Source organism: Blastopirellula sp. SH421 (genome assembly GCF_057808535.1).
This window is the reverse complement of sequence record NZ_CM173712.1, coordinates 6,063,627-6,078,101: the sequence shown is the minus strand read 5'-3', so window position 1 is coordinate 6,078,101 and position 14,475 is coordinate 6,063,627. Positions and strand designations below refer to the sequence as shown.

Here is a 14,475-nt window from a genome sequence, read left to right as displayed (position 1 = left end):
GTTGACGAGCTATATTTCCTTCGCAACCTACGAAAGTAGCCGAATTGAAATCGTCGTCAAAAGGATTTCCGTTGTTTCTATTTGCAATAATCTCGGTCTTAAATCTGGTCCTGGGCTTTGCCGCGGCTGTGCTGTTGGGATATGGTCCGCGCCCCTGGTGGGCAATTTTCGCGGCGACGACGACTTCTGGAACGGTGCGGATTGAAAAGCTTGAAGATGAGATTCCAGAGTCCGAGGAACTGACGGACGAGCAAGACGAGAGCGACCTCAACGACGAGTATGACGAAGAAGAGAACGAGGACGAAGAAGAAGAGGACTCGATCGCCGAGTCAAACCGCTTGCAAGAGATCAATGCCGATAAACTGGCCAAACGTTTGGAAGCAGAACGCCGTACTTTGGCCAGCGATGCGAAAAAGAACGCGATGAAAGCGAAAGCCGCCGCTCTGCAGTCGACCGAACCCGAAGCAGAGGAAGCCGGCCTAGCGGAAGCAGAACCAGAGGCAGAGGAGCTCGATGTCTCAGGCATTATCAATGATGACGATTTATCATCGCTGGTTGGCGAAGATCCGCCAGAAGCAGCGGCTAACCAAGTAGTCGAGAGTTTGCTCACTGCCGCGATGCCTGTCGATGAGTCACTGGACGAGATTGAGTCGCTCTTGAAAGCTGCTGGCCAACTCGAAGCAGAAACGCCGCCAGCCGCCGCTGTCGAATCGGATGCGGAAGAAGCGCAGTCGCTTGAGCCGGAACCTCCCGCCGAGGCGGCGTCCGCAACGGCGGAAGCCGATCCAGCAGAGCCTGCCGATCGCGAGTTGACCGCCGCCGAAATTGAAGCGATGTTCAAATAGCAGGGCGCACTCTCCGCTGCGGATTCATTTCGTCGTTAGCGAATCTGTGCGATTTCTCTTTTAAAAACTGAGCGGCGTTCTACCTTTTGCGGCGACCCGATCTGCGCGCAACACTCGGGAAAACAAGCGCCGCCCTCCCAAGTTCGGCTTTAATCGCCGTGATCGTCATATTTCAACCGCGGCGTAATACGAGTAGTTTAGTACGCGCCCCGGTTAGTCCTCTTTCTCCGAAAAGCCTCCTTGCAAGACGAGGTCCAAGCGGCATGGCGATACGCAATCTCTCCAAGATCTTCCATCCGAAATCGGTCACGGTGATCGGTGCTAGCCGCACCGAGGGGAGTGTCGGCAATACGGTTATCAAAAATCTGCTCAGCGGCGGCTTTCAGGGGAAGATCTATCCGATCAACCCAAAGTACGACACGATCGAAAACCTGCCGGCATTCGGCAAAATCGCCGATCTGCCAGAGACCCCCGATCTCGCGGTGATCTGCATCCCGGCCGCCGGCGTTCCGAGCCTGATCGAAGAGATCGGCGCCAAGGGAACGCGCGGCGTCGTCATCATTTCGGCCGGCTTCCGCGAAACCGGCCCCGCCGGCATCCAGCTAGAAAAACAGATCCAAGCCGCCGCCGCCAAGTTTGATGGGTTGCGGATCATCGGGCCCAACTGCCTGGGCGTGATGTCGACTTCGGTCCATCTCAACGCCAGCTTTGCGGCCAGCAGTCCGCGTCCAGGTCGCGTTGGGTTTATCTCGCAGTCGGGGGCGCTTTGCACGTCGGTGCTCGACTGGTCGCTGCAAAAGAATATCGGCTTTTCGCACTTTATCTCGGTCGGCAACATGCTGGACGTGCAGATCGGCGACTTGATCGACTACATGGCCAGCGATCCGCATACCGATTCGATCATCATGTATGTCGAGTCGATCAGCGAATCGCGCGAGTTCATGTCGGCTGCCCGGGCTTTCGCACGCCAAAAACCGATCATCGCCTACAAAGCAGGCCGCTTCGCCGAGTCGGCCCAAGCCGCCGCATCTCATACCGGGGCGCTCGCCGGCGTTGACGCCGTGTATGAGGCGGCGTTCAAGCGGGCAGGCATCGTGCGGGTCTTTGATAGCGACAACTTGTTCATCTGTGCTGAGTTGCTCGCCAGCAAAAAGATGCCCACCGGCGACCGCTTGGCGATCGTCACCAATGCTGGCGGTCCCGGCGTGATGGCGTCCGACATGCTGCTTGACAAGAACGGCCGCTTGGCCAAGCTCTCGACCGAAACGATCGAAGCGCTCACCGCGTTTTTGCCTGCCGCCTGGTCGCATAACAATCCGGTTGATATTCTCGGCGACGCTGATGCGTTGCGCTACGCCCAAGCGCTGAAGGTCACCCTGGCCGACAAAGCGGTTGACGCCGCGCTGGTGATCCTAACTCCGCAAGCGATGACCGATCCGCTGGGGACCGCGCGAGAAGTCGCCCAGATCGTGCAACAAAGTCCGAAGCCGGTGCTGTGCGTTTGGATGGGGGGCGAAATGATTCGCGCGGCGGTCAATCATCTCGACGAACAAGGGGTCCCCACCTTCACGTCGCCAGAGCTGGCGGTTCGCTCGTTCATGCACTTGGTCTCCTACGCGCGAAATCGTGAAATCCTGTACGAGACGCCGCGTGACATGCCGGTCAAGTTTCCGCTCGATCGGGTCAAGCTGCGCGCCGTCTTCAACACGATCCTCAGCGAAGGCCGCGAAGTGCTGTCCGAAAGCACGTCGAAGGCGCTGCTGGAAGCGTATGAGATCCCCGTCACCAAGCCGCATGTCGCTTGGTCGAAAGAAGATGCGGTGACCTTGGCCGAACGGCTCGGCTATCCGGTAGTGATGAAGATCTTCTCGCCGCAGATCACGCACAAGACCGACGTCGACGGCGTAAAGCTGAACCTGTCGAACGCAGGCCGCGTGGAAGCGGCGTTTGATGCGATGATTGCATCGGCCAAAGAGAAACGTCCTGACGCGATGATCGAAGGAGTAACGATCCAAAAAATGATCTCAGCGCCCAACGCCCACGAGCTGATCGTTGGCGCCAAACGCGATGATGTCTTTGGCACAGTGTTAATGGTCGGCGCTGGCGGCATTGCGGCCGAGATCTTCCGCGATCGCGCGCTCGAACTTCCGCCAGTCAACGAGCGTCTGGCGCGACGCATGTTAGAGTCGCTCCGCAGTTGGCCGCTGCTGCAAGGCTATCGGGGGCGCAAGGGAGTGAACGTCGACCGCTTGATCGAAACGTTGATGCGGATCTCGTACTTGGTCGCCGACTATCCCGAGATCAAAGAGCTGGACATCAATCCGCTGCTCGCGACTGAAGACGATGTGGTGGCGCTCGACGCGCGGATCATCCTTGATCGCAAAGCGTTCCTCAATCCGCCGCGACCTTACTCGCACCTGGCGATTCGCCCTTATCCCGAAGAGCTGACCCGCACCGCCTACCTCAGCGACGGCGCCGAGATCTTGCTACGCGCGATCAAGCCCGAGGACGAACCGCTGTGGATTGACCTGCACAATAACTGTAGCGAACAGACCATCTGGTTCCGTTTTCGCTATCTCTTCAAAGAGACGACGCACGAGATGGCGTCGCGGTTTTGCTATATCGACTACGATCGCGAAATGGCGCTGGTCGCCGAGATCCTGGTGAACGGGGAACGCAAACTGATCGGCACATCACGCTTGGTCGCCGATCCCGATCGCCGCGAAGCTGACTACGGCGTCCTCGTCTCCGACGCCTACCAAGGCCGCGGACTCGGTTCGATCCTGACCAATTATTCTCTCAAGATCTGCAAAGACTGGGGGATGAAAGAAATGGTCGCCGAAACGACGCCCGACAATAACCGCATGATCGAGATCTTCCGGAAGTGGAAGTTTGAATTGGACTTCAAGACAGCGGACGATGCAGTGTTGGCGCGGAAGTTGATTGTGTAAATAGAGTTCTCGCCCGGGTGCCATGCTCTTACCGCGTCTTCGCGGAAAGAGCATGTCTTCGCACAGCTTGAACCGAGCCTCGCAATTACTCGCGAGAAGCTCGATCTCTCACCATCCTAAGCGCATTGTAAGTGCTGTTGCGCGCAAGTTGTTTGGCCGATGTCGGCGTTTCAATTGCGATCTGCTCATTCGACCACGATGGGTGATGCAGAAGCAGCACGACCGCACGCTCTTTCGTCGTCAATTTCGGATCAGCCCCAGGCCGCGACCTCTGAAAGGCTCGCTTGAAAAACGGAGCCATCAAGGAGATCGTATATCGGCTGAATGGAATACTTGCAGCTGCGCCATTAGTCTCCTCGACAACGTATTCACGTGCATTGTCGACGAATTCATTGTCCCAGAGTGTAAATTGATCCGAATCGGTCAGCTTGCTTAGGTAATAGCGGACTGCCCCCTCCTCTCCGATCAACTTGATTTTGCACATCTCTTCGCGAAACGCTGCGTGCTCGGCACTATCCTCCGGCATTGCCAACAACCGTGAGATTTGGCTGTTGGGATCGCTCCGATGTCGCAAAAGATGTAGATCACCGCTTTGCCCCGGCTTGATTTCCGGTCTGTGTTCGCCGCAATATGGATGCTTCGTGGAAGTCGATATGGATTGCATCTCAACTGTGGCCGGTAACCCGCAATTTTCACAGGTTAGGTTTTCAGGAGTGAGTTTCATCGTGTGTGACTAATTGAGCATTTCAGGAGAAACAGGTTCTGACTTCCAATCAAATTCAAGCACCACGCATATCTTTATCCCAACCATACCAATTAAAACGCCCCCCAAATTTACCCCGTCGCACGCTTAATCCGTAATCCGCAAATTCGGCTCATTCTTGATGCCGCCGCATGTCGAGTATCGCTTTACGGGACGATTCGACTTCCGCTTGGCGGCTAGCGGATTGCAATTTCTATGAGCAGGTTTTTGCCTGAATTCATGCAATTGCGACGCATGGGCTGCCCGAAAGTTGTGGCCGTGTCGAGCTAGCGGCGTTTCAACGCACATTGGCATATCGTTTGCTTTCTTCTACCCCCAGAAGAAGTCGGCTCAGCCGGTGTGTGGCGAAATTGGTTTCGTTCAGCAGATCCTGTCAGGAACTTCACCAAGCTGTCCCTTGACATGGATTGCGGTCTAACCGCTACACTGACGATGGCTGATTCGCTCAGCGAGAAGCTCGGTTTCCTCTCCGCAATTCATTACGAACCAAAGCACTCAACTTGCAAAAAAGCATGATCGAATCGTCAACCGTGCGAACAATTGAAACTCGCCAGAAGGCGCTCAGCGTCAATCTTGATACGCGACGATACGGCACCTTTGCCGAGATCGGCGCCGGCCAGGAAGTGGTCCGTTGGTTTTTTCGCGTGGGCGCCGCCGCCGGCACGATCGCCAAAAGTATGTCGGCCTACGACATGCAGGTGAGCGATGCGATCTATGGTCGCGCCGGTCGCTATGTTTGCCGTGAGCGGTTGCAGGCCATGCTGGACCAAGAACATCAGCTGAACCTAAACCGGCTGACCGAGATCCGCGGCGAGACCAGCACCTTCTTTGCGTTTGCCGACACCGTCGCCGCGCGCGGCTACAAAGGTGGCAGCGAGTGTCACGGCTGGATGGGGATCAAGTTTCAGGCCCATCCGCGCGACGAAGACAGCCAAGTCATCATCCACGTGCGGATGCTTGATCAAGAGATGGCCCTCCAACAAGAGGCGCTCGGCATTGTCGGCGTGAACTTGGTTTATGGCGCTTTCGCTTTCAATCATGAGCCGGAGATGCTGGTCGATTCGCTGCTGGATGGGCTGTCGACCTCGCGCATCGAGATCGACATGATCGAGTTCTCCGGCATCGCATTTCGCCGAGTCGACAATCGCCTGATGAGCTTGAAGCTGGTCGAGTTGGGGCTGAGCGGGGCCGCGATGTTCGCCGCCGATGGCGAAGTGTTGCAACCCTCCGAGTTCCTCTATCGCAAGCCGATTTTGGTTGAGCGCGGCAGTTTTCGCCCGGTCTGTAACGTCAATCTCGACATGCTGAAGTGTGCTCACGAAAAGTTCTCGGAGTTGCCTGATGTCAAAGGGAAAGAGGTCGCGCAGATCATGGAGATCACCATGCGCAACCTAAAAGCCCAAGGCGAAATCGATCGCCGCGACTTTTTGGCCCGCGTCGATATTATGGCCGCGTGCGGGATGAACGTGTTGATCTCGGATTATTTTGAATACTATCGCTTGGCCGCTTACCTTTCGCAGTGCACCAAAGAAAAAATCGCGATCACCATGGGCGCCGGCAGTCTGCGCGAGCTATTTGAAGAGAAGTACTACACCGAACTGGCCGGGGGCATTCTCGAATCGTTTGGACGCTTGTTCAAAAACGATTTAAAGCTTTTCGTGTATCCGCTGCTCGACAACTTAAATGGCGGCGAACTCACCACTTGCGAAAACCTAGAAATCAAGCCCGATCTCCAGCCGCTGTACAGCTACCTCTTGGGACGCGGCGGGATCAACAACCTCGACAATTACGATCCTGACTGCTTAGGAATCTTCTCGCGCGAAGTCCTCCGCAAGATCGGCGTTTGCGACACCAGCTGGGAAAAAATGGTCCCGGCGTCGGTCGCCCGCGTGATCAAAGATCGCAAGTTCTTTGATTATCAATGCCCCGAAGTCGAGAACTGCGCCCTGCCCAAATAGTTGGGCGGCGATTTTTTTGTTGAACCAAACACAAGCCGGCATCGCCAGTTTTTTGAGGTGCTGCGATTTGGTCGTTCGGTAAGAAATAGAACACGGACACCACGGATAAATCACGGGTGAACACGGTCAGAAAAAGCTCGGCCGTCGTGGCCACGGCCTTGCGTGGTCATGATTGCGGTCGGTAATCCAAACGCCGGTTTAGCATCCCAGAGGAAGCATGATCCCCGTCCCCGTTGTTTGACGATCTATATTTAGCGTCCCCATTGTTTCTTCAGGCCCAACGGGCCGACCTAAAATAGCCCAGGGCGCTCGTCGCAGCAGCGACGGAGCCCTGGGTAAACATCCACCAACGCAACGTTGACGTTGGATGGAACCCGGGGAACTGCCGACTCAAACGTCACCATTCTTTGGGGTCGCGTGGACCCAGGGCTGCGTCGCTAAAAGCGACTGACCCAGGGCTAGAATAGGTCGCCCCGATGGGGCTGTTTTGATCGGGCGTTTGCGACTGCGTTTGTGACTGTAACTGCGTTTGCGACTGGGACTGGGACTGCGACGCTCTGGACTGCTGAATTGGTTCAAATTGCTTTGAATTTGCTGGGCGGACCCCTCCGTCCCCTTTATTGGCAGATTCATGGAATGGCTCCGCCAGGTGATAACAAAGCTCTAACCGGTTTTGCCCTGTCGTATCACTATTGATCGGCGCGATTTCTCCGTCTTCAATCATTTGATCCCACGCAAACCCAAATTTGGCGCTGCTGATTCCGCTGAGTTGGCGGATTTTAGACTTGGTCGTGTTGTGGGGTGCGAGTTGTCTCAGCGCGGCGCGAATTTTTCCGCGGCGCCGTTGTTGTTGCGATTGGGCTTCTAACTCCGGCACCTCATCTTGCAGCGACTCGGCAGCGTGCAGCGTGACATTCCACTTGCGGCCGCTCGCGTCTGCCAGGCGACCTTCATCGATATCAACGCCCCAGACTGCGTCTTGGCCAGCGTTGCCGCCGACCGTTAACCACAGGCGATGCTGTCCGCTGCCTGACTCGTACGCGCGGCGACGATTCACCAAGAGCCATTGCTGGGCAAAATCATGCTCGGCGTCGTTGAGATCGGCGATATTCATCGCGCGTTTCGAAGTCGATTTGCGCGTTGCGCTGCAAACAATCGGCGTCGCCCCAGCTTCCAGACAACATTGGACCAACTGGCGAATTTGCGATATTAGCGAGGTCCGCGATGCGGAGAGTTGCAACGGATCGATCAACACGACTTCTAATTGATGACGTTCAATCCAATCGCGCAGCTCCACCAGGTTCTCTTCAAAGCTGGCCGGATTGGCGGCAGCGGCCATGGTCAACGCCCAAACCAAGTTGGGAAGTTTCTCGGTATCGACGCCGGTGGCGGCGCTCCAGCGTCGCGCGAGATCATGCAGCACGGCTCGGCCTGCTGCGCCGCAGAGGAAGCCAACGCGATAAGCACGCTGCGCGGCGAACTCGCCCAGAAATTTGCCCCCGCTCGCTAATGCGCCGCACAAATCGACCGCCAGCGACGTCTTCATACTCTTACTCGGCCCCAAAATCACCGCCGCTTCGTCTCGCGCCAGCACGCCAGGCAACAGCCATTCACGCGGCGGTTGCTCACGCAGCAGTTCTGAGGTGGTGAGCTCTTGAAACCAGCAACTGCGCTGCGCGCCAGGCTGAGACTGCGAGGTCGCCGCGACAGGGTCAGTTTGCCTAGATTCAGGCTGGATTGTTTCAGAATCTTCCAAGTCCTGATTGTCCATTGCGTCACCAATGTCACATATCTTCCCAACTAATTCCATCGTCTGCGGGTACTGATAACCCAGGGCAGCCATCCGATCAATCACCTGCGGCAGATCGCTGATCGAGATCCCTGCGTCATCCATTTCTGAAAACACGAATTTCAGGTCATCAAAGCCTTCGGTTTGAAACAAATCGGTCAACAGCAGATCTGGAGATAGGAAACCGGAGGGATCTGAATTGTCATTTATTCCCGGCATTTCAGTGGTTTTTGGCGTCGGATTAGCGTTTTCCTCCGGTGTATTCCGGGCCGCTTGGCGATTGCGCAGTGTTAGACGTTTCCGAGCGGCTTTGGTTTTTCGCGATCGCGATTTTTTGGATGGACGTGGTTTGGATCCCATGGGATATGTTTCCTGCTGGTGAGACGAGAAGTTGATGCGATATTTGGGTGGTTGGCTTTGGGTTTCCGAAGAACGCGGATGGTTTAAGATAGAGCAAGAGATTGTTTAATGCGGATATCCTAAGCAAGTCCTAAGACTTTGTCAATGGTGAAATTCCTGGGGATTCTCTGTGGTTGGCTTTTATGGCGCAAAGAATCGCAGCCTAGAGGGGGCGAGGGGAAGACGCTGCTTTCGCGGGAGCGAAAGGCGACTCTGGGGGGCTGCTGGCTCAAACGTCAGCATTTTTGTGGGCGGCGTTGACCCAGGGCTGCGTCGCTAGAAGCGACTTACCCCGGGCTAGGTTAGGTCGCCCCGGTGGGGCTTTGGGGATTTTTTGGGGGTGTTTTTTGTTGGGTGGTGCTGATGCAGGTAATTCTGATGCAGGTGGTGGAGGTGATGCTGCTGGTAGTGGTAGTGGTGGGGGATCGAAGGGGGCTGTGGTCAGGCAAAATTTCGATCCCATCTGAGCTGGGGCTCTCTGCTCGCATGGATCTTGCTTTCTTGTCCTGTTCTCCGTGATTTCTCCGTAATTTCGCCGTGGCCGCTTTGTTCTAATCTTTCTGATTTGTTGATTGCGCGATGTCACTACTTCGGCGTCGGGTTTTGAATTGCAGAACTGCTTTATCGTGCACGGCTATAAACGTACCCAGCCTAAGCCTACAATTGCTCGCATTCTTGGCGCACTCTTTTTCTGATCGATCGGCCATACGCAAAGAGCCTCCTATGTCGCAGCGAGTCAACGCTTTTCTCTCTGATACTGACGCCTACCGCGTCGCCTTTGAGACCTTCCTCGCCCATACCGATCAGAAGGTGAAGGCGCGGCGGTGGATGGATGCGCAGATCAAGCAGTTGGACCATACCGACGTACTGATCGATGCTGGCGCCGGCAACGGTGAGTTGACCAAATATCTCGTCGATCAGTTTGAGGCGGTAATCGCGATCGAGCCGAATCCCTATCTGCTAGAAGATTTGAAAGCCGATTGTCCGCAGGTGAAGACGATCGCCGCTGGCATTACCGAAGCGGAGGTTCCGCCGCAAACAGCGAGCTTGGTGGTTTGCTCGCACGTCTTCTATTACATCCCGCCTCAGGATTGGCAGGCCAATCTGCAGCAGATTGCATCGTGGCTGTGCGTTGGCGGCAAAGCTTGGATTATTTTGCAGGCCCCCGATACCGACTGCATGCAGATGCGGCAATATTTTGGAGAACCAACCTTTTCACTACTGCCGGCGTCCGAAGCGTTTCTCGCCGAGCAAAGCGACCAGTTTTCGGGCAACTTGCATACGATCGAGAGTTGGATCACGACCAAAAAATTAAAAGAGGCTTATACAATTGCCGAGTTCATGCTGAACATGCTGCCGCTCGAGTCGCCGCCTCTGAGGTCTGATCTAGAAGCCTACGTCGAGCAGTACTTTGCCGACTCGCCGACGAGCTATCGGTTTTCGTGCACGCAAAACGTGTTGGAATTGACGCGAAAAGTTTGACGTTCGCAGTCCACTCACTTTAGCAGAGATGTCTGACGAGATCTCCTTCTCACATTCAAGACAACTTCGGTAGACCCATCATGACCTTAGAGAAACGTGACAAATATTGGTACGGCGACGATCATCAGGATATTCGCGCCGAATTGACTCGCTATAGCGTGCAGGCCAACGATCCCATCGATGCGCTGGTCGACATCTACTGTCCCTGCGGCGGGGACACGTTTCGACTTCTTTCGGACGAAGACGAAGGCGCCGCCCAGCGGCGTTGCCTGAAGTGCGGCGTAGAGCATCTGATGGGCGATAGTGAAGAGAATCTTGAATACGCTGAGTTGCGACTCCACGAGTGCCTTTGCGAGCAGGGCGAATTTCAACTTTCGGTCGGCGTGCATCGCTTCCGCCATGAAGACGATTCCCTGACCAATAAGGTTCGCTGGGTCTACATTGGCTGTCGTTGCCTGGCCTGTGGATTGATCGGTTGTTATGCCGACTGGGAGAACGACTACAAAGATTATCAAGAGTTGCTCCGCAAGATGTAATTGGAGCTTGTCGCACACAAATCCAGATGTCGCTACGCAGTGGCCGTGCAAACAATTACAATAGCGAAGTCAAATCCCCTTCGCCGCAATACCCGATAACTGCATGCTCGATTCTTGGAAACAGATTGACGATGACTTCAATCGTTTGATTCGCTCGTTGACGGCCGCGCTAAGTGATCCACAGACGGAAAAAATCGTCGGTATCACCATGGAAGCGTTGGGGACGGATTGGAGCGAGCTGACGCAACCGTTTCGCGGATTGCCGACCTATCCTCAGAACCTGGTGCGCGTTTCGCTGGCGAGTGACATCTTGACGGTGATGTCGTCGGCGGTTGTCTCTGACGGACAGATCGACGCGGACGAGATGCAGACGTCGTTCAGTTTGTCGCGGTATTTGGTGCTGTATCTCTCAGCGCTGGAACGCTATCGTCGCTACGCCGATTTGACGTATGACGATGTTCGCCCGTTTATGGAAACCTTTCAAAAGGACGCGGCGCCATTTGGGGGCCGCGGCGACGGGCCGACGTTTTTGTTTAGTGCGCGTTTGGCGATGGCAGTGGCCAGTGCGACCGGCGAGCGCTCGCACATGCAGACGTTTGAAACGCTGATCCAGACGATCTTGAGCCTTGTTTTTGGCGGCATTCCGCGTTGCCCGGCCGAGGTGGAGTTTATCTCCAAGATCGAGAAGATGTTTGCGACCTTGCAAGGGGTTAAGATCACCACCAAGTCAGGTGCGAACACGACCACGACCACAACGTCTTGGGTTTCTGGCCAAAAATCAGGCGTTGATGAAGGTTTCGCCAATTTAATCCCCGAGAAGCCAACCGGGGCGACGCATGAATCAGAACTGACGCCGGATGCAGCGCTGCAAGCGGCGATGAGCGAGTTGGATGCGCTGGTCGGATTGCCTGGCGTAAAGGCCGAAGTTCGCCGGCTGACTGCGTTTCTAAAAATTCAACAACAGCGGCGCAAGTATGGATTGCGGACGTCGTCGCAAACGTTGCACTTTGTCTTTACCGGCAATCCCGGAACCGGCAAAACGACGGTGGCCCGGATCGTGGGCAAAATTTTGTACGGCTTTGAACTGCTGAAAAGCACTAGCGTGGTCGAATGCAGTCGCGCCGATTTGGTAGGGGGCTATGTCGGGCAGACCGCGATGAAAACGCAGGCCAAGATTGAGTCTGCGCTGGACGGCGTGTTGTTTATCGACGAAGCCTATACGCTGTCTAGCGGCGCCAAGCATGAACGGGGCGATTCGTTTGGATCGGAGGCGATCAACACCATGCTAAAGATGATGGAAGATCATCGCGAGCGATTGGTGGTGATCGTCGCCGGCTACCCGCAGTTGATGCAGGAGTTTATCGAAACCAATCCCGGGCTGCAAAGTCGCTTTACGCGGTACATTCACTTTGAAGATTTTGGCGTCGCCGATTTGTGCCGGATCTTCGAGCTATTTTGCACCAAAGCCGAGTACATGCTCTCGCCCCAGTCGCGGGCGGTAGCCAGCATCTTGTTTACGCTGGCCTACGAGCAGCGTGACGAGCGGTTTGGGAACGCGCGGTTCATTCGTAACGTCTTTGAACAAGCGATTGGCCTGCACTCGGAACGGGTTCATCAGTTGCCGGCCGATCAGATCAATCGCGAAGTTTTGATGCAGTTGGACGACGCTGATATCGGGTTTGAGTCGCAGCGCGGATTTGATCGAACGGCCCTCGATCTCTCGGCCGCACGCTGGCACGGCGCGTGTGAAAAGTGCCAAGCTGCAAGCAGTTGTCGAGTTGAATTTTTAGGCCAACGCGTTACTTGTCGCAAATGCCAAAATGCGTTTGTCTTTCCGTGGTGGAATCTGGTTGCTGGAACAGCTGCCGGGGTTCGCGGCGGTTGGACGCCAACCGCCGGTGAAGAGGATTCTACCCCTTAGTCCGCCAGGATCGCGAACCTCCGCGTCGGTTTTGGGCTCTGGTCGAAGTCGCCGACTTCTTCCATTTCTCTCGGTAGGATAAACCAATGTCGATCCGTCAGGTCAGCGCCCTCAGCGAGGCGCACCTCGTTCAATTGACGACCCTTTTTCAAGATCTGTGGTGGACGCCAGGGCGGCAGCTTGACGATGTTCGTGTCGCTATCGAAAACTCGTCGGTCGTGATCGGGCTGGTGGACGAGGAGTCTGGCGACCAACTGATCGGCTTTTGCCGCGTTCTGACTGATTTTGTTTTTCGAGCGATGCTACACGATGTAGTCATCGACCCCAACTATCGCGGGCAGAAGTTGGGACGACAGTTGATCGATGCGGTGCTAGAGCATCCGCGGCTCAAGAACGTCAACGCCATCTCGCTGGCCTGTGCCGCCGACTTGATCCCCTTCTACCAGCAATTTGGCTTCGATCCGCAACCGTCCGACGTCATTACGATGGTTCGCAAAAAAAGTTGGTAACATTCGCCGCATTTCTCCGCTTCGCCTAGAGTCCCACTGTTTTTTGGGGATCAATTTGAAGGGCCATGACGACTGGGCCAGCGTCGCTGTGGTCCGTGAATACACCTTATTTGCGAAGTGGAGAGTCCGATGTCGACTGCAATGGAATTGGATCCGGCCAAAATGGAGGCCTTCGGCGACCGCTTTCTGGAAGCGATGAACGGCGCCGCGATGATGCTGATGTCTTCAATCGGTCATCGAACCGGGTTATTTGACGCAATGGCCGACTTACCGGCGGCGACCAGCGAAGAAGTCGCCGCGGCCGCCGGACTGAACGAGCGTTACGTCCGCGAATGGCTCAACGCGTTGGTGGCGGCCCAAGTGATCGATTACGATCCGGCGACCCAATCCTACCGGTTGCCGGCTGAACATGCGGCGCTGCTAACCCGGGCCGCGACGCCGTCCAACCTGGCGTCGGTCGCACAATGGATTGCGGTGCTGGGATATGTTGAGACGGAGATCGTCGACAAATTTTCGCACGGCGGAGGCGTCTGTTATCACGAATTTCATCGCTTCCATGACGTGATGGCCGACGAGAGCACGCAAACAACGGTTTCGGCGCTGATCGACCATATACTGCCGTTGGTCGACGGATTGATCGATCGGCTGGAGCAAGGGATCGACGTGCTGGATGTCGGCTGCGGATCGGCTCAGGCGCTGATCTTCCTTGCCGAACGTTTCCCCCGCAGCCGATTTTGCGGGCACGACTTGTGCGCAGACGCGATCGACACGGGTCGTCGCTTGGCCAATGAGCGAGATCTGCCAAATTTGACGCTCAAGGTGCGGGACGTATCAGAGCTGATGGACCGCGATCGGTTTGATCTGATCACCGCGTTTGACGCGATCCATGACCAGGCCTATCCCGATCAGGTGCTGCGAAATATCTCCAACGCATTACGCCGTGACGGCCTCTTTTTGATGCAAGACATCCATGCTTCGAGCTATGTCGAAAAGAACATTGATCAGCCGCTAGGAGCATTCATTTACACAATCTCTTGCATGCACTGCATGAGCGTATCGCTCGCCCAAGGAGGCATGGGCCTAGGCGCCGCTTGGGGTGAAGAAATGGCCCAGGAGATGTTGATCGCCGCAGGCTTCGCGCAGGTTGATCTTCGCCGGTTGGATCATGACATTATCAATAATTACTATCTTGCACGCCTGGGATAAATCTCGGCACGGCGGAAGACGCTTGATGGAGAGATCATAAAAAAGGGAGTTCTCTTGGGAGAAGAGAACTCCCTTTTACGGCAGTAGAGCGTGACCTCCGACCGCCGCCTGGGATT

The 14,475-nt window shown here is 55.7% G+C and carries 10 protein-coding genes; 8 read left to right on the top strand and 2 right to left on the bottom strand.

The features are described from left to right. Positions 1-71: 71 nt before the first annotated feature. Positions 72-845, top strand: coding sequence for a hypothetical protein (locus SH421x_RS24680; protein ID WP_488852682.1), 774 nt, complete (start codon positions 72-74; stop codon positions 843-845). A 263-nt stretch (positions 846-1,108) separates the two neighbouring features. Then, positions 1,109-3,796 carry a bifunctional acetate--CoA ligase family protein/GNAT family N-acetyltransferase gene (locus SH421x_RS24675; protein ID WP_488852681.1) on the top strand — a complete coding sequence of 896 codons (2,688 nt, stop codon included), beginning with the start codon at positions 1,109-1,111 and terminating at the stop codon, positions 3,794-3,796. Between the two features lie 85 nt (positions 3,797-3,881). Here SH421x_RS24675 and SH421x_RS24670 read toward each other — a convergent pair whose 3' ends face one another. Then, on the bottom strand, positions 3,882-4,322 hold the full coding sequence (locus tag SH421x_RS24670) for a hypothetical protein (RefSeq protein WP_488852680.1): 441 nt from the start codon (positions 4,320-4,322) through the stop codon (positions 3,882-3,884). Positions 4,323-5,071: 749 nt separating this feature from the next. Here SH421x_RS24670 and SH421x_RS24665 point away from each other — a divergent pair. Continuing rightward, positions 5,072-6,517 carry a TonB-dependent receptor gene (locus SH421x_RS24665; protein WP_488852679.1) on the top strand — a complete coding sequence of 482 codons (1,446 nt, stop codon included), beginning with the start codon at positions 5,072-5,074 and terminating at the stop codon, positions 6,515-6,517. 397 nt (positions 6,518-6,914) lie between these two features. Here the strand turns inward: SH421x_RS24665 and SH421x_RS24660 are convergent, their stop codons facing one another. Then, positions 6,915-8,525: an AAA family ATPase gene (locus SH421x_RS24660; protein WP_488852678.1), complete on the bottom strand. Its 1,611-nt coding sequence runs from the start codon at positions 8,523-8,525 to the stop codon at positions 6,915-6,917. A 903-nt stretch (positions 8,526-9,428) separates the two neighbouring features. Between SH421x_RS24660 and SH421x_RS24655 the strand changes: the two genes are divergently transcribed. From SH421x_RS24655 to SH421x_RS24635, 5 genes are all read left to right on the top strand, one after another. Continuing rightward, entirely contained in the window at positions 9,429-10,187 is a 759-nt protein-coding gene (locus tag SH421x_RS24655) for a class I SAM-dependent methyltransferase (protein WP_488852677.1), read from the top strand. Between the two features lie 80 nt (positions 10,188-10,267). Beyond that, positions 10,268-10,723, top strand: a complete 456-nt coding sequence (locus SH421x_RS24650; RefSeq protein WP_488852676.1) for a hypothetical protein — start codon at positions 10,268-10,270, stop codon at positions 10,721-10,723. A 103-nt stretch (positions 10,724-10,826) separates the two neighbouring features. Further along, entirely contained in the window at positions 10,827-12,644 is a 1,818-nt protein-coding gene (locus SH421x_RS24645; RefSeq protein ID WP_488852675.1) for an AAA family ATPase, read from the top strand. An 86-nt stretch (positions 12,645-12,730) separates the two neighbouring features. Beyond that, positions 12,731-13,153 (top strand): GNAT family N-acetyltransferase, encoded by a 423-nt coding sequence (locus tag SH421x_RS24640; protein WP_488852674.1) that lies wholly within the window; start codon positions 12,731-12,733, stop codon positions 13,151-13,153. Positions 13,154-13,282: 129 nt separating this feature from the next. After that, positions 13,283-14,359, top strand: a complete 1,077-nt coding sequence (locus SH421x_RS24635) for a class I SAM-dependent methyltransferase (protein ID WP_488852673.1) — start codon at positions 13,283-13,285, stop codon at positions 14,357-14,359. Positions 14,360-14,475: the final 116 nt, after the last annotated feature.

Excerpts from the sequence above, each read along its gene's own strand:
- SH421x_RS24675 (WP_488852681.1), top strand. The coding sequence starts at position 1,109 with ATGGCGATACGCAATCTCTCCAAGATCTTCCATCCGAAATCGGTCACG.
- SH421x_RS24670 (WP_488852680.1), bottom strand. The coding sequence starts at position 4,322 with ATGCCGGAGGATAGTGCCGAGCACGCAGCGTTTCGCGAAGAGATGTGC.
- SH421x_RS24665 (WP_488852679.1), top strand. The coding sequence starts at position 5,072 with ATGATCGAATCGTCAACCGTGCGAACAATTGAAACTCGCCAGAAGGCG.
- SH421x_RS24660 (WP_488852678.1), bottom strand. The coding sequence starts at position 8,525 with ATGCCGGGAATAAATGACAATTCAGATCCCTCCGGTTTCCTATCTCCA.
- SH421x_RS24655 (WP_488852677.1), top strand. The coding sequence starts at position 9,429 with ATGTCGCAGCGAGTCAACGCTTTTCTCTCTGATACTGACGCCTACCGC.
- SH421x_RS24650 (WP_488852676.1), top strand. The coding sequence starts at position 10,268 with ATGACCTTAGAGAAACGTGACAAATATTGGTACGGCGACGATCATCAG.
- SH421x_RS24645 (WP_488852675.1), top strand. The coding sequence starts at position 10,827 with ATGCTCGATTCTTGGAAACAGATTGACGATGACTTCAATCGTTTGATT.
- SH421x_RS24640 (WP_488852674.1), top strand. The coding sequence starts at position 12,731 with ATGTCGATCCGTCAGGTCAGCGCCCTCAGCGAGGCGCACCTCGTTCAA.
- SH421x_RS24635 (WP_488852673.1), top strand. The coding sequence starts at position 13,283 with ATGTCGACTGCAATGGAATTGGATCCGGCCAAAATGGAGGCCTTCGGC.